Consider the following 17,076-nt stretch of genomic DNA (forward strand, 5'->3'; position numbering starts at 1 on the left):
TGTTTAGCACTCGGTCCCCCGGAGTGCTAACACCAGGGATATGTGAACCGAAATTTGCTTCGTCAACGGGTGCGGCGGGAACTTTTTTCAGCGTGTTGGATCGATAAGGCGGGTCGTTGCCTCGTCTGCGCGCATCCGGTAGCACCGATGGCGGAATACCCTTTGAGGAGCCGCCGGTGAAGCTGGTTCGTACCGCCTGGAAGATACTCGTCGGAATCAAGGACCTGCTCGTCCTGGTTCTGCTCCTCCTGTTCTTTTCCGCGCTGTTCGCGGCGCTGTCGCATCGCCCGACGCCCGCGACGATTCGCGACGGTGCACTGATCGTCGCGTTCAACGGCGCGCTGGTCGAGCAGCCGAGCGAGGCCGATCCGCTGTCCAGCGTGAGCGGCGCCCGCGCCGCCGGCCAGGTGGGCGCGCGCGACGTGATCCGCGCGCTCGACGCAGCGAAGACCGATTCCCGCGTCAAGGCGGTGGTGCTCGATCTCGACAGCTTCCTCGGCGGCTATCCCGCCACGGTGAGCGACGTCGCCGCCGCGGTCGGCCGCGTCCGCGCGGCGGGCAAGCCGGTGCTCGCTTATGCCACCGCCTATACCGACAGCGGCTACCAGATCGCGGCCAATGCCAGCGAGATCTGGGTCCACCCAATGGGCGGATCGCTGTTCATGGGCCCGGGCGGCCGCCAGCTCTATTATAAGGGGCTGACCGAGAAGCTCGGCATCAACGTCCATGTCTACAAGGTCGGCAAGTTCAAGTCGGCGGTGGAGCCGTATATCCGCGCCGACATGTCGCCCGAGGCGCGCGAGGCGAACACCGCGCTCTATGGCGGCCTGCTCGACCAGTGGCGCGAGGGCATCCTGAAGGCGCGGCCCAAGGCCCGCATCGCCGACTTCCTGATGAAGCCCGACGTGGCGATCACCGCCGCCAAGGGCGACATCGCCAGCGCCAACAAGGCGTACGGCCTGGTCGACCAGCTCGGCGACCGGATCGCCTTCGGCAAGCACGTCGCGCAGCTGGTGGGTGCGCCGAGCGGCGCCCGCGCCGGCAATTTCAACGGCATCAAGCTCGCCGACTGGCTGCAGGCCAATCCGCTGCCGACCAGCGGCGACGCGATCGGCGTGATCACCATCGCCGGCGAGATCGTCGACGGCAAGGGCGGCGCCGGCACCGCGGGCGGCGACACCGTCAGCAAGCTGGTGCTCGACGGCCTCAAGGACGGCAAGCTCAAGGCGCTGGTCGTCCGCGTCGATTCGCCCGGCGGCTCGGCGATGGCCTCGGAGCAGATGCGCCAGGCGATCCTGCAGGCGAAGGCGCAGAAGCTGCCGATCGTCGTCTCGATGGGCGGCCTGGCGGCAAGCGGCGGCTATTGGGTGTCGACCGCGGGCGACGTGATCTTCGCCGAGCCGAACACGATCACCGGTTCGATCGGCATCTTCGGCATCATCCCGACCTTCGAGAACAGCCTCGCCAAGATCGGCGTGACCACCGACGGGGTGGAGAGCACCCCGCTCACCGGCCAGCCGAGCGTCTATGGCGGCACCAACGCGACGGTCGACACGATCCTGCAATCGGCGATCGAGGCGGGCTATGGCCGCTTCGTCGGGCTGGTCGCCGCGTCGCGCAAGCTCACCCCGCAGCGGGTCGACGAGATCGGCCAGGGCCGGGTGTGGATCGGCGGCATCGCGCGGCAGATCGGCCTGGTCGATCGCTTCGGCGGGCTGAACGACGCGATTGCCGAGGCCGCCAAGCGCGCCAATCTCGATCCGGCCAAGGTGCGCCCGGTCTATCTCGCCAAGAAGCCGAGCGCGCTGAGCGCGGCGATCGCCGGCTTCCTCGGCTCGCTCGGCAGCGACGATGACGACGACGGCAACTGGGCCGACGCGCCTGCCGGGAGCGACGCCTATGCCCGGATCGGCGAGGAGCGGCGCATGCTGCTCGCCCAGGCACTGGGCGACGCCAAGCGGCTGACCGCCAGCGGCTCGGTTCAGGCGCGCTGCCTCGAATGCATGGCGCTGGGCGTGCCGAGCGCGCAGCCGAGCGACCTTGCCCTTCTGCAATTCGCCATGGGAGCACTGAAGTGATCGGAATTCGCGCCGCGACGCCGGACGACGCAGCGGCGATCGCCGCCATCTACGCGCCGAACGTGCTGACGGGCACCGCCTCGTTCGAGATCGAGCCGCCCGACGCCGCCGCGATGGCGGCGCGGATGGCGGCGAGCGAGGGCTATTATCCCTGGCTGGTCGCCACCAATGGCGACGGCGCCGACGGCGGGGTGATCGGCTATGCCTATGCGAGCAAGTTCCGCGAGCGCCCGGCCTATCGTTATGTCGTCGAAAGCACGATCTACATGGCCGACACCGCCCAGCGCCGCGGTGCGGGGCGGCTGCTCTACGAGGCGCTGGTCGATACGCTCCGCGCGCAGGGCTTCGTCCATGCCTTCGGGATGATCACCCTGCCCAACGACAGCTCGATCGCGCTGCACGAAGCGGTGGGCTTCCGCCGCACCGGCGTGTTCCGCGAGGCGGGGTACAAGCACGGCCAGTGGATCGATGTGGGCATCTGGCAGTGCGAGCTCAACGAGCCGGCGCGGCCGCCGGAGGAGCCCAAGCCGTTCCACGAACTGGGCGTGGTGCGCGCCTGAGCGAGGACAGAGGCAGCCAAAGGCTGTTCCGTCAGATAGTTGACCCGGCACGGCGATTGGTCGAGATCCAAGGCGATGGATCCGACTTCGCCGTACGCGGTCGACTTCACGATCGATGTCGAGCGTGAAGTCCGCCTGATCGTCATCCGCGTCACCGGCGTGCCGTCGCCGGAGGACGTCGGCTGGATTGCGGAGGAGGTTCGCGCGGCGATCCTCACGCTGGGCCCCGATGCGGGCCGGCACCGCACGCTGTACGATGCCCGCGGCGTGCACGTCCTGCCCCAGGCCACCGCCGATTTCGTGCTCAAGAACTTCGCCGATACCGAAATGACGCACTGGGCCCGCCGGCTCGCCTTCGTCGCCTCGACGATGCTGACCCGGCTGCAGATCCGCCGGATCGTGGAGGTGCGGCCCGGCGCGATACTGTTCGACGATGTCGAGGCTGCCCGCGCCTGGTTGCTGGACAGCGACTGAGCGGGGCGGCGCGGGGCCGCCCCGGCTCCGCTCAGGCCAGCGCGATGTCCGGCGCGTCCTCGGCCTTCATGCCGATCACATTGTAGCCGGCATCGACATGGTGGATCTCACCGGTCACGCCCGAGGCGAGGTCCGACAGCAGGTAGAGGCCGGCGCCCCCGACATCCTCGATCGTCACGTTGCGGCGGAGCGGCGAGTTCAGCTGGTTCCACTTGAGGATATAGTTGAAGTCGCCGATGCCGCGTGCCGCCAGCGTCTGGATCGGGCCGGCCGAGATGGCGTTGACGCGGATATTCTCCGGCCCCAGGTCCATCGCGAGATATTTGACCGAGGTCTCCAGTGCCGACTTGGCGACGCCCATCACGTTGTAGTGCGGCACCACCTTCTCGGCGCCGTAATAGCTGAGCGTCAGCAGGCTGCCGCCGTTGGGCATCATCCGCTGCGCGCGTTGCGCCACCGCCGTGAAGCTGAAAACCGAGATGTTCATCGTCATCAGGAAGTTTTCGAGCGTGGTGTCGTAATAATGGCCGCGCAGCTGGCTCTTGTCCGAGAAGCCGATCGCGTGGACGACGAAATCGATCGTCGGCCAGCGCGCCGCCAGCATCTCGAAGGTGGTGTCCAGCGCGGCCATGTCGGCCACGTCGCAATCGATGAGGAAATCGGAGCCGACCTGCTCGGCCAGCGGCTTCACCCGCTTGAGCAGCGCGTCGCCCTGGTAGGAAAAGGCCAGCTCCGCACCCTGGGCGTGCAGTGCCTTGGCGATTCCCCATGCCAGCGATTTGTCGTTGGCGAGGCCCATGATGAGCCCGCGCTTCCCTTGCATCAATCCGGTCACGTCTTCTGAATCTCCTGTGCTTGGTCCCCCTCTAGACCGGCTTCGGGCACTTCCGCCAGAGCGGCGTTGAGCTCCGCCCCTACGACGAGGCCGAGTCCCACCAGGAAAAAGAAGATCAGCGCGACCATCACGCCCGCCAGGCTGCCATAGGTGGCCCCGTAGCCGCCCAGCGTGGAGAGCACCCAGGGCAGTCCGCCGGTAACGCTGAGCCACCACAGCGTCGTGCACAGCGCACCCGGCCATTTGGGGTAGCAACGCGCCCGATAGCGCGACGGGGTGAGGGCGAAGAACAGCACGTAGAGCGCGCCGAACAGCGCGAAGGCCGGCACCGCCTTGCTCGCCGAGGCGAAGTGCTGCGCCTCGGTGGCGAGCGGCAGCACGCGGTAGAGAAATTGTTCGATGCCGGTGAGGATCACCTGGAAGGTGAAGGCCAGCATCACCAGCAGCACCGCCGCGACGATCATCCCGATCGAGGCGAGCCGGTAGCGCCAGAAGGGCGTGCTGGAGGTGGTGCCGTACGCCTGGCGCAGGATGCCGCGGATCGTCTCGATGAAACCGGCGGTGGTCCACAGGCCGACCAGCGCGCCCAGCCACAACAGCCCGCCGGTGCGGCCGTGCAGAACCTCGATCACCGGCTCGCGCAGCAGCTTGGCGACGTCGGGCGGCACGGTCTGGAGGAACGCCTCCAGCGCGTGGACGCCGGTGCCGGTGCGCCCGACCAGGCTCGCCAGTGCGGTCGCGACGATGAAGAAGGGGAACAGCGTTACCAGCGAGAGGTAGGCGAGGTTGCCCGCATAGGTGAAGCCGTCGTTGAAGGTGCCGATGGCGACGCGTTTGACGATCTCAAGCATCCGCTCGGTAACGCCAAGCTCGGCCAGCCGGCGCGGCACCTTTCCGCCGACCCCGAGCCGCCGTCCTTCAGGCGACTGGGGCGAGATCGAGGCGCGCGTCGGTTCGTCCACCCGGGTCAGACGCCCATGCGTCCCCGCGGGTTCCCCTTGTTCTTCCATCCTTGCGCAAATTCGATGAGGGCGTCGTCGTCGACCGGCAGCTCGACCATCAGCGTCACGAAGAGGTCGCCCCGCGCACCGCCCCGCTTGTGGAAGCCCCGCCCCTTGAGGCGCAGCACCTTGCCGGAGCTCGATCCCTTGGGCACCGTCAGCATCACCGGGCCGTCCGGGGTCGGCACGCGCACCTGCGCGCCGAGCACCGCCTCGGCCAGCGTCACCGGCAGGTCGAGCTTGATGTCGTCGCCGTCGCGCACATAGAAACGGTGCGGCTGGATCTCGATCGTGACGATCGCGTCACCGGCGCCGCCGGGGCCTTCCTCGCCCTTGCCGGCGAGGCGCATCTGGGTGCCTTCCTCGACGCCGGCGGGCAGCTTCAGGTCGATCGTCTTGCCGTCCTTGAGCGTGATCCGCTGCGGCGCGAGCTTGGCGGCATCCTCGAACGACACCGCCAGGCGATAGGCGATGTTGGCGCCCTTGGGCTGCGGACGCCGGCCGAAGCCGCCGAACCCGCCGCTGAAGCCGCCCCCACCGCCGCGCTTGCCGCCGCCGAACAGGCCTTCGAAGATATCGCCGATATCCGCTTCGCCGCCGCCGAAATCGAACTGGCCGCCGCCGGGACGAAAACCGCTCCCGCCGCCGCCCGCACCTGCGCCGAAGCCGAACGGCGCGATCGGATTGCCATCGCCGTCGATCTCGCCGCGGTCGAAGCGGGCGCGCTTGTCCTTGTCGGTCAGCAGGTCATAGGCTTGCGTGACTTGGCTGAACTTCTCCGATGCCTTGGGATTGTCCTTGTTGCGATCGGGGTGCAGCTCCTTGGCGAGCTTGCGATAGGCCTTCTTGATCTCGTCCTCGCTCGCGCTACGCGCCACCCCGAGCGTTACGTATGGATCTGCCACCAAAATCCCCAATGCGTCCAATGCCAATCGCCCGCCCCTTACAGGACAGGTGTTAAAGCCCAAACATCGGCGTGCGGATCGTTTCGCGCAAGGGGCGCGGCGCTATCCGCCGCCTAGCGGCACTTGGTGTCGCGCAGGCTGTAGTGCGCGAACACCGTCTCCTTGCCGGCCTTGTCCTTCGCCGTGATCTGCCATTCGAGCGTGCGGTCGCGCTTGCGCCACCGATTGACGAACTCGGCGTCGGGATAGGCATAGGAGATCGTGAAGCCGTCGCCGGTCAACGCGCCCTTGCCCGTCGCGGTATAGGCGGCGCCGAAGCTGTCCGCCCACAGGCCGGCGATGCCGCCGTCCTCGCCGACCGCGCCGAACAGCAGGTGGGCGGCATAGCGATCCTTGGGGTCGCCGACTGCCACGCTGGTGGCGTCGATCGCGAACATCGTCCGCTCCAGGGTGGGATAGGCGGTGAGGGTGAGCGTCACCGGCTTGCCCCGCACTTCGCCTTCGCCCTGCCAGCAGCCGCTCAGCGCGAACATCGTCAGCGGGATCTTCGAAAAATCCTGCGCCGAGGCGGAAAGCGGCAGCAGCAGCGCGAGCGCGGCGCCCAATATCATCTTCATCATGCGCCCTTTTGACCCGGCTTCCTGCGCTAGAGCAAGGCCCAGGCGGCGCGCAGATCGGCGACGAACTCCTGGTACGCCTGCGCCGCGGCGTCGGCATCGGGGAGGCGGAGGAGGTAGCTGGGGTGCACCGTCACCCAGCCGGTGCCGCCCTCGGGCAGCGCCAGCTTCTGGCCGCGCAGCCTGGAGATGGTCGCGGCCTTGCCGGTGATTTGCCGCGCGGCGGTGGCGCCGAGCGCCACGACCAGCTTGGGGCGGACCAGCGCCAGCTCCTGCTCGTACCACCAGCGGCAGGCGGTGATCTCGCCGGCATCGGGCTTGGCGTGGATGCGGCGCTTGCCGCGCGGCTCGAACTTGAAGTGCTTGACCGCATTGGTGACGTAGACGCGGGCGCGATCGATCCCCGCTTCGTCCAGTGCCTTGTTGAGCATCTGCCCGGCGGGGCCGACAAAGGCGCGGCCCGCGAGATCCTCCTGGTCGCCCGGCTGCTCCCCGACCAGCATCATGTCGGCGTCGAGCGGCCCCTCGCCGAACACCGTCTGGGTGGCGGGCTTGTAGAGCGGGCAGCGGGTGCATGCCGCCGCTTCGTCGCGCAGCGCCTCCCAGGCGCCCTCGACATTGCCGCCGACCGAAGTGCGTGCCGTCTCCACCATCGCCGTCTCCCGCGCCCGGGCACCGGCCACGAGCTCCTTGACCAACGCGGTTTCGGGCATGTTTTTCCAGTATTTGCGCGGCATCTCCTTCAGCATCGCGCCGGTCTTGAGACGGGCCGGATTGAAGATCGAGGCGTAATAGGTCTTCCACACTGCCTCGACCGGGTCGTCGGCGGGCGCATCGCCGCGGGTGGCGGCAGGGCCCTCGCTGAGCGTGGTGCCGTCCCAGTGCAGCGAGACTTCGGGAGTGAGGATCGACCAGCGCATGCTGGCGAACCGCTCGACGAAGAAGCGGGCATTGGCGCGGACGATGTGATGCTCGGGTTCGAACCAGGCGATGAAGCGCGGACCGCTCTCGTCGACCAGTTCGCGGAAGCGGAGGAAGGCGCGCATCTTGTGGATGTCGCGGCGGACGGCCTTGGCCATCAGCTCCAGCCGGCGGACCAGCGGATCGGCGCGGTCCTCGATCCGGTGCGGATCGGTGGCGAGCAGAGTGTAGAGCAGCGAGAAACGCTGCGGGTCCGAATGGAGGATGACGGCCTGGGCCAGCTCCACGAACGCCTTGGGAACGCGCAGTTGCGTACCGTTGGCCGCTGGCGGCGGGGCGGCCTCGGCAGCGAACAGATCGCCGCCGCCTTCGCCTACCCGCCACACCACCTCGGGCGGCGCGACATGCGCTTGGGCCAGCGCCCGCGCCGCATCGCGCCAGCCCTCGAAATCATCCTCGGCGGCAAGCGTTACGGCGCGCAACGCTTATTCGCGCTCGTCGCCCGGCGGGTGTGCTTCGGCGCGCTCCAGCTCCTTGGGCTTGCGCTTCTCGAAGATCTTGCCGAGCCGCTCTTCCTCTTCCGCCGAAAGCTCCTTCTCGGCGGTGGGGAACATCTCTTCCTCCTCCTCGTCGATATGGTGGAGATAGCGGTCCTTCATCGCGCGGAACTTGGACAGCCAGGCCGACGACGACATCTCGATGTCCATCAGCTCGCCGAGCAGATCGTCGACTTCCTTGTGCTCCGACACCGAATGCCGCGCATCCTCGCGCAGCTCCGGGTTGGCGAGCATCGTCGCGTAGAGCGACTCTTCCTCGGCCGCAGCGTGCGACTGGAGTTCGAGGCGGAGCTGCTCGAACAGATCGCGGCGCTCGGGGCTGTCGCCCGAGGTGGCGTCGATCTTGGCGATCAGCTCGCGCTGGCGATCGTGATCGGCGATGAGGTCGGCGAAGATGCGGGGCTGGTCGGCCATGTGGGTATCTCCCTGGTTTCCCAGCCCCAACCGGCGGCCCTGCCCGAGGTTGCTCCCGCGAGTCGTTCGCAAGCCATCCCTCACGCCGCGAACAGCTCCAGCTGCTCCTTCTTGGGCGCGATCCAGGCGCGCAGATCGGCCTTGTCGGTCAGCGCGACCGGGCGCCAGTCGGCGGTGACGATGAACGGGCGGATCTTCGCCAGCGAAATGGTGAGCCGCGCGACATCCTCCAGTCGCAGCCGCCGCCATTTGCGCGCGGCGAGGATCGAGGCGACCGCCTTGGTGCCCAGCCCCGGCACGCGCAGCAACGCCTCGCGCGGGGCGCGGTTGAGATCGACGGGGAAGCGGTCGCGGAAGCGCAGCGCCCAGGCGAGCTTGGGATCGATGTCGAGCGGCAGCATGCCCGTCGCCGGGTCCACCGCCTGCGCCACCTCGTCGGGGCGGTATTCGTAGAAACGCATCAGCCAGTCCGACTGGTATAGCCGGTGCTCGCGCATCAGCGGCGGGCGCTGCAGCGGCAGCACCGTGCTGGCATCGGGGATGGGACTGAACGCCGAATAATAGACGCGGCGCAGCCCGAACCGGCCGTACAGACCGGCGGCACGATCGATGATGTCGCCATCGGTCGCGGCATCGGCGCCAACGATCATCTGGGTCGACTGGCCGGCGGGGGCGAATTTCGGCGCCGAGCGATAGCGCTTCTGCGCATCCGCGCCGTCCTCGATCGCGCTGCGCATGCCGAGCATCGCGCCTTCGATCTGCGGCGCCGACTTCTCGGGTGCGAGCCGCTTGAGGCCGGCGACGGTCGGCAGCTCGACGTTGATCGACAGGCGATCGGCATACAGCCCTGCCTGGTGGATCAGCGCCGGATCGGCGTCGGGAATCGTCTTGAGGTGGATATAGCCGCGGAAATGATGGTCTTCCCGCAGGCCCCGCGCCACCTCGACCATCTGCTCCATCGTATAGTCAGACGAGCGGATGATGCCCGAGGAGAGGAACAGCCCCTCGATATAGTTGCGCCGGTAGAAGTTGAGCGTGAGCTCGACCACCTCGGCCGGCGTAAACCGCGCGCGGCGCACGTTCGAGCTCTTGCGGTTGATGCAGTAATGGCAGTCGAAGATGCAGCTGTTGGTCAGCAGGATCTTCAGCAGACTGATGCAGCGGCCGTCGGGCGCATAGGCGTGGCAGATGCCCATGCCGGTGGTGGAGCCCAGCCCCTTGCCGTCCTTCGACGTGCGCTTGGCGGTGCCCGAGGACGCGCAGGACGCGTCGTATTTCGCGGCATCGGCGAGGATCGCCAGCTTTGCACGGGTGTCGAGTTGCGCCATCTCGTTCCTTCTATGTTCTCAAGCACCTGCTGTCCAGATGGACGCTCGGCCAGCGGCCCTGTACCAGCGCCGACCGGAGGGTTTCGGGCATGGTTCAACGGATCGACGGGCGCGTGCGGGCGCTGGTACTCGGCATGGCGCTCACCTGCCTGCTCGGCTGGGTGTTCAAGGCGCATTGCATGCCGCACGGCTGGACCGGCGCGATCCAGTATATCAGCGGCTGCTACAGCGACGCGCCGCCCTTCTGGGTCGAGCGCCATATCGGCGAGGGGCGGATCCCCTATTTCCAGACGCCGATGGAATATCCGGTGCTCACCGGGCTGCAGATCTGGATCGAGGGCGCGCTCGCCCGAGGCCTGTTCGGTTTGGGTGCGGACGGTGCGACCTTCCTCACCATGGTGTCGCTGGGCAATGCGCTGCTGGCCGGGCTGATACTTTGGATGTTCGTCCGCGAAGGCATGGACCGGGTGCGGCTATGGCTCTGGGCCTGTGCGCCGCCGCTGATCCTCTATCTCGGCCATAACTGGGATCTGGGTGCGGTGACGCTGGCAGTGGCGGCGATGCTCGCCGCGCGGCGGCAGCGACTGGTGCTGGCCGCCACCATCGCCGCGCTGGGCGCGGCGGCGAAGCTGTTCCCGGTGCTGCTGCTGCCGCTGATCGGGCTGGCGGCGCTGACCGCGCCCGGGCAGGCCTGGCGCACCCGGTGGACGACGGCGGCACGCTGCGTGCTGGCCGCGATCGGCGCATGGGCCGCGGTGAACCTCCCGGTGGCGGTGGCGGCACCGGAGAACTGGTCCGAATTCTACCGCTTCTCCGAAGCACGTCCCGGCACTGTCGCCGCCACCTGGTCGGTCCTGTCGGACCAAAGCGTCTGGGTGAGCGACACTCCGCAGCGCAATCTGGCCGCCTCCCTCGCCTTCCTGCTCGGCGCAGCGGGCATCGTCGCGATCGGCTGGCGCAAGCACCGCGAACGACCGTGGGTGCTGTTCACGCCGGTGCTCGCCTGGTTCCTGCTCACCAACAAGGTCTGGTCGCCGCAATTCGACCTGTGGCTCTACCCGCTGCTGCTGATGACGAGCCCGCGCCTGGCGCCGATCGCGCTGTTCGTGGTCGGCGACATCGCGGCCTATGTGACGGAATTCTGGTGGCTCGCAGGTCTCGCCGATGCTTGGCCCTATGCCACCCAGCAGGACATATTGATCGCCGCGAGCGTACGCGCGGTGGCGATGCTGTGGCTGATCGTCGATGCGGTACGGCTGCCGGCGCCCGCGTGGATCACCCGCGCGCCGGCATGAGCCCGATCAGGGCAGCGGCAGGTCGGTCTCGGCCTTTTTCTGCGCGCGACGCTCGGCCCGCGCGGCGGTCGCGCGCTGGACGAAGCAGCCCGTGCCGCCACTGGCGCCCACGGTGGAGCAGCTGCCGGTGCCGAAATTGCCCGTGGTCAGCGCATCCTGCTGGCGCACCGCCCAGGACTGGCCCTTCTGCGGATCGGTCGGCGTGGTATCGCGGATGTTCTTGGGGATACGGAAACGCTCGCCTTCGTCCAGACGCTGGCAGACGACGATTTCCTCACCGTTCTTGTTGGTCGGGCACTTGTCGTTGCCGTAGATGATCAGCACGCCGTTCTGGACGGCATTCTGGGCATGCGCCGGCGCGGCAGCGAGCAGCGGCGCCGCAGCGGCCGCGGTGATGATGGCGATCCTCTTGAGCACCTGCGTTCCTCCTGTTGTGCGCGCCACCCTGCCGCGGCGCGCCTGAATAGCCGCTGTCAGATCCGCTTCGACACGCCGATCGCGAACCGGCATCCTGCACGGATCAGCGCCGAGAGCACCGGATAGCCGGGCGTGCTTTCCGCGCCCGAGGCGATCGCGGTATCGCGATGCTCGATCTCCTCATCGCGGAATCGCGCGACGGCATCGCGCAGTTCCGGATCCTCGTCGCCCAATTGCGCGAGCTGCTGCTGGTAATGGAGGTCGATCTCGGTCTCGATCGCCGCGGTGCAGGCCATCGCCGCCTGCGGACCGAGCGCCGCGGTAACGACGCCGAGCCCGAAGCCCGCCACGTCCCAGAAGGGCTGAAGCGCCGTCGGGCGCACGCCGCGCCGGGCGATCAGCGCGTCGAAAAAGGCGCGGTGGTGCTCTTCCTGGTTGGCCATGCCGGCGATGGTGCGCGCGGTGGGGGTGCGATCGCCCATCACCGCGAGCTGCCCCGCATAGATTCGCGTCGCGCCATATTCGCCGGCCTGGTCCACCCGGACCATGACCTCACGGGTTTCGCGCCGATCCCCCGGCTTCCAGCTCATCGCACTGCCTTTCGCGTTGCGAGCAGCGCGATCAGCACCGCGCCGCCCAGCGAGAAGATGGCGTTATAGCCGGCCAGGCTGATTCCGACCATCGTCCATTGGGGCACGTCGCAGCGCACGATCGGCGCGCGGAGTGCCTGGGTGAGCATCTCCATCGGCGAGCCCTGGCGGGGCGCGGCGGTGCATTCGGTGATGCCCTGCCACCAATGATATTCGGTGCCGGCGTGATAGACGCCGATCGCGCCGCTCACTGCGATCAGCAGGGCGGCAAGCAGCACCAGTGCCGCCACCTGCCGCCGCCCGCGCACGAAGAAGGCGAGCCCTGCCACGATGATCGCCGCCAGATGCGGCCAGCGCTGCCACACGCACATCTCGCACGGCACCAGGCCGCCGATGAACTGCGATCCGATCGCCCCGCCGAGCAGCGCCAGCGGCAGCAGCAGCGCCAGCCAGCGCGCGAGCACGGGCACGTTGCGCGGCATCCGGCCCAGGTTGCGGCTCACTTGGCGGCGCTCGCAGCCGGTGCCTTGCCGAGGCGGGCGAGCGTCTGCACCGCATAGGTCAACTGGAAGTCGGTGATGCCCTTCTTCTTCAGCTCGTCGGCGGTGGCGGTGAAGCGCGGATCGGGGGTGTCGTCCGATTCCAGCACGCTGTCGTCCACCTTCTCCATGTTGATCAGGTGGCGACGCAGATCGGCCTCGCGCAGCTCGGGCCGCGACTTGTAGTCGGGGTCGCTCAGCTGCGGCACGGCGATGTCGGGCTTGATGCCGCCTTCCTGCACCGAATGGCCGGAGGGCGTGAAATAGCGCGCGGTGGTGAGACGCAGCGCGGCGTGGGGGCCCATCGGCAGGATCGTCTGCACCGATCCCTTGCCGAAGCTGCGCACGCCCAGCACCAGCGCGCGGTGATGGTCCTGCAGCGCGCCGGCGACGATCTCGGAGGCGGAAGCCGTGCCGGCATCGGTCAGCACGATCACCGGCAGCCCCCTGGCGAGATCGCCCGGGAACACGCTTTCGGCATAATAGCGCTCGATGTCGGTCTTCTCGCGGCCGCGCTGCGAGACGATCTCGCCATGGTTGAGGAACACGTCGGAGACGCCGATCGCCTCGGTCAGCAGCCCACCGCCATTATTGCGCAGATCGAGGATATAGCCGAGCGGCTTGTGGCCCAGCTTCTTGTCGATCTCCTGGATCGCCAGCGCGGTGTCGCCGCCGGTATGCGCGGTGAAGGTGCTGATGCGGATGATGCCGATGCCGTCCTTGACGTCCGCCTTCACCGATTTCTGGGTGATGATCTCGCGCGTCAGGGTGAACTGCAGCGGCTTGTCGGCGCCCGGGCGGACGATGGTGAGCGCGATCTTGGTGCCCGGCTTGCCGCGCATCTGGGTGATCGCCTCGTCCAGGCTGCCGCCGACGATGAACTTGCCGTCGAGATGGGTGATGTAGTCGCCCGCCTTGATGCCGGCGCGCGCGGCGGGGCCGTCGTCGTTCGGCGCGATCACCTTCACCGCGCCGTCCTGCTGGGTGACGGTGAGGCCGAGGCCGCCGTAATTGCCTTCGGTCTGGATCTTGAGATTGTCGAAATCGAGCCCGTCGGCATAGCTGCTGTGCGGATCGAGCGCCGCGAGCATGCCTTCGATCGCGCCCTTCACCAGCGTCTTGTCGTCGACCTTCTCGACGTAATTCGCCTTCACGGTGTTGTAGACTTCCATAAAGGTGTCGAGCTCGCGATAGCTGCTGGTATCGACCCCCGCCATGGCACCGGATGTGATGGGAATGATCGCAAGTGCGCCGACAGCGGCGGAAACCTGTAGAAACGAACGCAGCATCAAGAGACTTTCCGGAAGGGCGACCCTGGTAATGTAGGCGAGGATAACGGGATTTGCACGCGGTGTCAGTCGAGCAATTGGGTCAGGTCCAGCGGCTGCCCGCGGCGACGGAGTTCGACCGTGATGCGCGGGCCGGCGGTACCGAGCGTTGCGCCTTGCGTCACCTTCGCGCCCGGGCGAACGGCCAGCGTGGAAAAGCCCGAAATCAGGCTGGTCCAGCCCTTGCCATGGTCAACAATCACGACCTGACCATAGCCGACGAACGGCGCGGCATAAGCGATGGTGCCGGCGGCGGGCGCAACGACGGTAGACCCTGGCTGGACCGCGAAGCTAGGGCCGCGGGCACGGACGCCGGCGGGCGAAATCTCGCCGAAGCCGGTGACGAGCTGGCCGGTGACGGGAAGGCGATAGGGTCCGGGGCCGGTTACCCGATCGGCCGCGGTGCCGGGGCGGGGCAGCGGGCCGCCCAGGACGAGCAGGTCCGATCGCACCTGCGCGGCGCTCTGGCTGCGGTCCTGCTCGGCGGCAAGGTCGCGCGCCTTCTCGCCCAGCGCCAGGGCGCGGTCCGATTCCACCAGCGCATTCCGGTCCAGCGTCATGGCGCGCAGCCGATGTTCGGATTCGAGCTGGAGCGCAGCGAGCCGCCGCGATTCGAGTGCGGTGCGCCGGGTGCGCAGCTCGGCGACTGCCTTGCTCGCCGCGACGCGCAGTGCCTCCGAGCGCGCCAGGTCCGCCCGCACGCCGGCACTCCGCGCCTCGATCGCGGGCAACAGGCTGGCCAGCGTCGCGCGGACATGGACGAGGTCCTGCGCCGATCCCGGCTGGGCCAGCGCCAGCACCGCCGGGCGCCGGGCCATGGCCTGCAGCGCGGCGACCAGTTCGATCGCGGGCCGCTGGCGTTCGGCAAAGGTGGTGCGCTGGCGGGCGAGCAACCGATCGAGCAGCGCCACGCGTGCCTCGGCGGCGGCCTGCTCGGCTTCGGCCGCTTTGATCCGCTGCGCTGCCGCCGCCTGTTCGGCGCGCGCGCGGGCTTCGCTATCGCGTTCGCCGGCGGCAGCGCGGTCGAGTTCAGCGGCCCGCCGCTCGGCCGCCTGGGCCGCATGCGCGGCGTCGGTCACCACGCGCGCGGTCTGTTGGGTCGCGTCGGGCTGCGGCTGGGCGAGTACGCCGGTCACGCCAATCGCGACCAGCGCCGCCGCGATGCCGAGGCCGCGCGCCGGTCCCATCAGCCTTCGCGGTGATAGGGATGGTTGGCAAGGATAGAGACCGCGCGCCACAGCTGCTCGGCGAGCATCGCTCTCGCCATCATGTGCGGCCAGGTCGCCTTGCCGAAGCTGAGCAGCATGTCCGCCGCCTGGCGATCGGCATCGTCGAACCCGTCGGCCGCGCCGATCAGGAAGCGCGTCTCGCGCACCCCGTCGTCACGCCATGCGCCGAGCCGGGTCGCCAGCGTCTTGGAGGGCAGGTTCTCGCCGAGCTCGTCGAGCATCACCACGCGGGTGCCGGGCGCGAGCACCGGCATCTTGCCGCCGGTATCGGGCAGTTCGGTGACGCGCGTGCACCAGGTCACCCGCTTCAGATAGCGGTCGACCAGTTCGGCCTCGGGGCTGCGCCCGATCCGGCCGCGCGCGACGATGTGCAGCAGCATTGCGCGCGGACCTTCGGGATCAGATCAGGCCTGGCCCTCGAACGACCACATCCGCTCGAGATTGTAGAAGCTGCGCACTTCCGGGCGGAACAGGTGGACGATCACGTCGCCCGCATCGATCAGCACCCAGTCGGCGGCCGGCAGGCCTTCGACGCGAGGCGTGCGGCCCTGCTCGGCCTTGATCTTGTCGGCCAGCTTCATCGCCATCGAGGCGACCTGCCGGGTCGAGCGACCCGATGCGATCACCATGTAATCGGCGATGCTGCTCTTGCCGGCGAGCGGGATCGAGACGGTTTCCACCGCCTGATCGTCCTCCAGCGAGGTGAGCACGAGCCTATGCAGCGCTTCGACGCTGTCGGCGTCGTTCGAACGCTGCATATTGGGGGAAGTGGCCAAGGTTGCTCCTAGTCTAGCGACTGTCTGTGCAAAGTGAGTGGAGACGGCGCCGGCCCTTCCTTTTCCATATCCGGAGAGGTGCCGAGGAATCGCCGGTGCCAGGCAGGATCGGCAGCCCGAAGGCGTGTTGCCGACGTCGGATCGGGGCGGAAGCGCAACAGCACAAGTGCCGGCAATCTCCATCGCGTCCAATGTTTCGCCTGGCCTGCGGGCCGCACAGCGCGCCGCAGCCAACCCATTGCAGGACTTGCATGGGCGCCCCTGTCATACCCCGGACGCGCGATAACCGCAATCGGAACCTGACGGGCGATGTGCCGCCACCGTTCCCAGCGATGGAACTGCGCCAGATTGTCCGCCCCCATCAGCCAGATGAAGCGGTGATTCGGGTAGAGCCGGGGCAGCTTGGTGAGCGTATCGGCGGTATAGCGGGTCTTCATCCGCTTCTCGATCGCGGTGGGGCGGATCGGCGCATGCCGCGCCATCGCTCGCGCCGAGGCCATGCGCGCCTGGAATGGGGCCATGCCGGCCTTGTCCTTCAGCGGATTGCCGGGCGAGACCATCCACCACACTTCGTCGAGATCGAGCGCGCGCAGGGCATGGAGCGACAGCCGCCTATGCCCGCGATGCGCCGGATTGAACGAGCCCCCGAGAAGTCCAATGCGTTTCAACGGATGACGAGCCAATCTTCACGTTCGTGGCGGATGCGGAGGATTTCCAGCTTCTCGCCCTTCAGTCGGTACACGATCACGTAGGGCGTATCGAACGCTCGAAGAATCCGAACATTCTTATCGCCTGGGCGGCCGAGATGCGGAAACTCGATCAAAAACTCAGCACGCTCACGAAGCTTCGCCAGTCTCCGGCGGGCCAAGTCGGGAGATCGATGCTCGGAAAGCCATGTGTCGATCGCTTGGAGATCACCGATAGCGGGCGTCGTCCAAACTAGTTCTCGCATCGTTGCCGATGCCGCTCGATCATTGCATCCAGTTCCGCCATCACCTGCGCGTGCGGAACGACGTCTCCTCGATCGGCAGCGTCGATACCTTCCTGGATGAAGGCGCGGTAATCCGCTTCCGTCTCGGCGACGCGCTGGATCGCCTCGGCGGCGAACTCGGCGGCACTCCGCCCCTGCCAGGCGGCGAGTTCTTCCACCATCGCCAGCGTCTCGGCGGAGAGTTCTGCAGTGATGCGCGCCGGCTTGTTCATGGGATCAAT

The 17,076-nt window shown here is 68.0% G+C and carries 21 protein-coding genes; 4 read left to right on the top strand and 17 right to left on the bottom strand.

Annotated features, from left to right (window positions below; genetic code table 11):
* The first annotated feature begins 176 nt into the window (after nt 1-176).
* The 3 genes from sppA (at nt 177) to ABIC35_RS13475 (ending at nt 3,112) form a co-directional block, all read left to right on the top strand.
* Nucleotides 177-2,078, top strand: coding sequence for a signal peptide peptidase SppA (sppA, locus tag ABIC35_RS13465; RefSeq protein WP_121072569.1), 1,902 nt, complete (start codon nt 177-179; stop codon nt 2,076-2,078).
* Complete coding sequence (locus ABIC35_RS13470; protein ID WP_121072571.1) at nt 2,075-2,638, top strand: GNAT family N-acetyltransferase; 564 nt, start codon at nt 2,075-2,077, stop codon at nt 2,636-2,638. The genes sppA and ABIC35_RS13470 overlap by 4 nt, the downstream gene beginning before the upstream one ends.
* A gap of 75 nt (nt 2,639-2,713) precedes the next feature.
* Nucleotides 2,714-3,112: a hypothetical protein gene (locus ABIC35_RS13475; RefSeq protein WP_121072573.1), complete on the top strand. Its 399-nt coding sequence runs from the start codon at nt 2,714-2,716 to the stop codon at nt 3,110-3,112.
* Nucleotides 3,113-3,143: 31 nt separating this feature from the next.
* On the opposite strand, the gene fabI is transcribed toward ABIC35_RS13475, so the two are convergent.
* The 7 genes from fabI to ABIC35_RS13510 all read right to left on the bottom strand — a co-directional run bounded on the left by fabI (nt 3,144) and on the right by ABIC35_RS13510 (nt 9,690).
* Nucleotides 3,144-3,947, bottom strand: coding sequence for an enoyl-ACP reductase FabI (gene fabI / locus ABIC35_RS13480; protein ID WP_121072575.1), 804 nt, complete (start codon nt 3,945-3,947; stop codon nt 3,144-3,146).
* Nucleotides 3,944-4,909 carry a YihY/virulence factor BrkB family protein gene (locus ABIC35_RS13485; RefSeq protein WP_354278482.1) on the bottom strand — a complete coding sequence of 322 codons (966 nt, stop codon included), beginning with the start codon at nt 4,907-4,909 and terminating at the stop codon, nt 3,944-3,946. Before ABIC35_RS13485 ends, fabI begins: the two co-directional genes overlap by 4 nt.
* A 5-nt stretch (nt 4,910-4,914) precedes the next feature.
* On the bottom strand, nt 4,915-5,853 hold the full coding sequence (locus ABIC35_RS13490; protein WP_121079004.1) for a DnaJ C-terminal domain-containing protein: 939 nt from the start codon (nt 5,851-5,853) through the stop codon (nt 4,915-4,917).
* A 113-nt stretch (nt 5,854-5,966) separates the two neighbouring features.
* A complete protein-coding gene (locus ABIC35_RS13495; protein ID WP_354278483.1) occupies nt 5,967-6,470 on the bottom strand; it encodes a hypothetical protein in 504 nt (167 codons plus the stop codon).
* 29 nt (nt 6,471-6,499) lie between these two features.
* The gene (locus tag ABIC35_RS13500) at nt 6,500-7,873 is read right to left on the bottom strand and encodes a UdgX family uracil-DNA binding protein (protein ID WP_121072581.1); all 1,374 of its coding nucleotides are present in this window, start codon (nt 7,871-7,873) and stop codon (nt 6,500-6,502) included.
* A 3-nt stretch (nt 7,874-7,876) separates the two neighbouring features.
* Nucleotides 7,877-8,362 (bottom strand): hemerythrin domain-containing protein, encoded by a 486-nt coding sequence (locus tag ABIC35_RS13505; protein WP_121072583.1) that lies wholly within the window; start codon nt 8,360-8,362, stop codon nt 7,877-7,879.
* An 80-nt stretch (nt 8,363-8,442) separates the two neighbouring features.
* A complete protein-coding gene (locus ABIC35_RS13510) occupies nt 8,443-9,690 on the bottom strand; it encodes a putative DNA modification/repair radical SAM protein (RefSeq protein ID WP_121072585.1) in 1,248 nt (415 codons plus the stop codon).
* A gap of 89 nt (nt 9,691-9,779) precedes the next feature.
* Between ABIC35_RS13510 and ABIC35_RS13515 the strand changes: the two genes are divergently transcribed.
* Entirely contained in the window at nt 9,780-10,985 is a 1,206-nt protein-coding gene (locus ABIC35_RS13515; RefSeq protein ID WP_121072587.1) for a DUF2029 domain-containing protein, read from the top strand.
* 6 nt (nt 10,986-10,991) lie between these two features.
* Here the strand turns inward: ABIC35_RS13515 and ABIC35_RS13520 are convergent, their stop codons facing one another.
* The 10 genes from ABIC35_RS13520 to ABIC35_RS13565 form a co-directional block, all read right to left on the bottom strand.
* Nucleotides 10,992-11,402: a hypothetical protein gene (locus tag ABIC35_RS13520; protein ID WP_121072589.1), complete on the bottom strand. Its 411-nt coding sequence runs from the start codon at nt 11,400-11,402 to the stop codon at nt 10,992-10,994.
* A 56-nt stretch (nt 11,403-11,458) separates the two neighbouring features.
* The gene (locus ABIC35_RS13525; protein WP_121072591.1) at nt 11,459-11,992 is read right to left on the bottom strand and encodes a demethoxyubiquinone hydroxylase family protein; all 534 of its coding nucleotides are present in this window, start codon (nt 11,990-11,992) and stop codon (nt 11,459-11,461) included.
* Nucleotides 11,989-12,474 (bottom strand): disulfide bond formation protein B, encoded by a 486-nt coding sequence (locus ABIC35_RS13530; protein WP_121079006.1) that lies wholly within the window; start codon nt 12,472-12,474, stop codon nt 11,989-11,991. Before ABIC35_RS13530 ends, ABIC35_RS13525 begins: the two co-directional genes overlap by 4 nt.
* A 17-nt stretch (nt 12,475-12,491) precedes the next feature.
* Nucleotides 12,492-13,820, bottom strand: a complete 1,329-nt coding sequence (locus ABIC35_RS13535; protein WP_121072593.1) for a S41 family peptidase — start codon at nt 13,818-13,820, stop codon at nt 12,492-12,494.
* A gap of 65 nt (nt 13,821-13,885) precedes the next feature.
* The gene (locus tag ABIC35_RS13540) at nt 13,886-15,046 is read right to left on the bottom strand and encodes a murein hydrolase activator EnvC family protein (protein ID WP_121072595.1); all 1,161 of its coding nucleotides are present in this window, start codon (nt 15,044-15,046) and stop codon (nt 13,886-13,888) included.
* Nucleotides 15,046-15,468 (bottom strand): 23S rRNA (pseudouridine(1915)-N(3))-methyltransferase RlmH, encoded by a 423-nt coding sequence (locus ABIC35_RS13545; RefSeq protein WP_121072596.1) that lies wholly within the window; start codon nt 15,466-15,468, stop codon nt 15,046-15,048. The genes ABIC35_RS13540 and ABIC35_RS13545 overlap by 1 nt, the downstream gene beginning before the upstream one ends.
* Before the next feature lie 24 nt (nt 15,469-15,492).
* A complete protein-coding gene (rsfS, locus tag ABIC35_RS13550; protein WP_093296138.1) occupies nt 15,493-15,846 on the bottom strand; it encodes a ribosome silencing factor in 354 nt (117 codons plus the stop codon).
* Between the two features lie 26 nt (nt 15,847-15,872).
* Nucleotides 15,873-16,532 carry a nicotinate-nucleotide adenylyltransferase gene (locus tag ABIC35_RS13555; protein WP_121072598.1) on the bottom strand — a complete coding sequence of 220 codons (660 nt, stop codon included), beginning with the start codon at nt 16,530-16,532 and terminating at the stop codon, nt 15,873-15,875.
* Nucleotides 16,529-16,816 (bottom strand): type II toxin-antitoxin system RelE/ParE family toxin, encoded by a 288-nt coding sequence (locus ABIC35_RS13560; RefSeq protein WP_121072600.1) that lies wholly within the window; start codon nt 16,814-16,816, stop codon nt 16,529-16,531. Before ABIC35_RS13560 ends, ABIC35_RS13555 begins: the two co-directional genes overlap by 4 nt.
* A complete protein-coding gene (locus ABIC35_RS13565) occupies nt 16,804-17,067 on the bottom strand; it encodes a CopG family ribbon-helix-helix protein (protein WP_121072602.1) in 264 nt (87 codons plus the stop codon). Before ABIC35_RS13565 ends, ABIC35_RS13560 begins: the two co-directional genes overlap by 13 nt.
* Nucleotides 17,068-17,076 lie beyond the last annotated feature (9 nt).

The sequence above is a fragment of the Sphingomonas trueperi genome (genome assembly GCF_040545965.1).
Classification (GTDB): domain Bacteria; phylum Pseudomonadota; class Alphaproteobacteria; order Sphingomonadales; family Sphingomonadaceae; genus Sphingomonas; species Sphingomonas trueperi_C.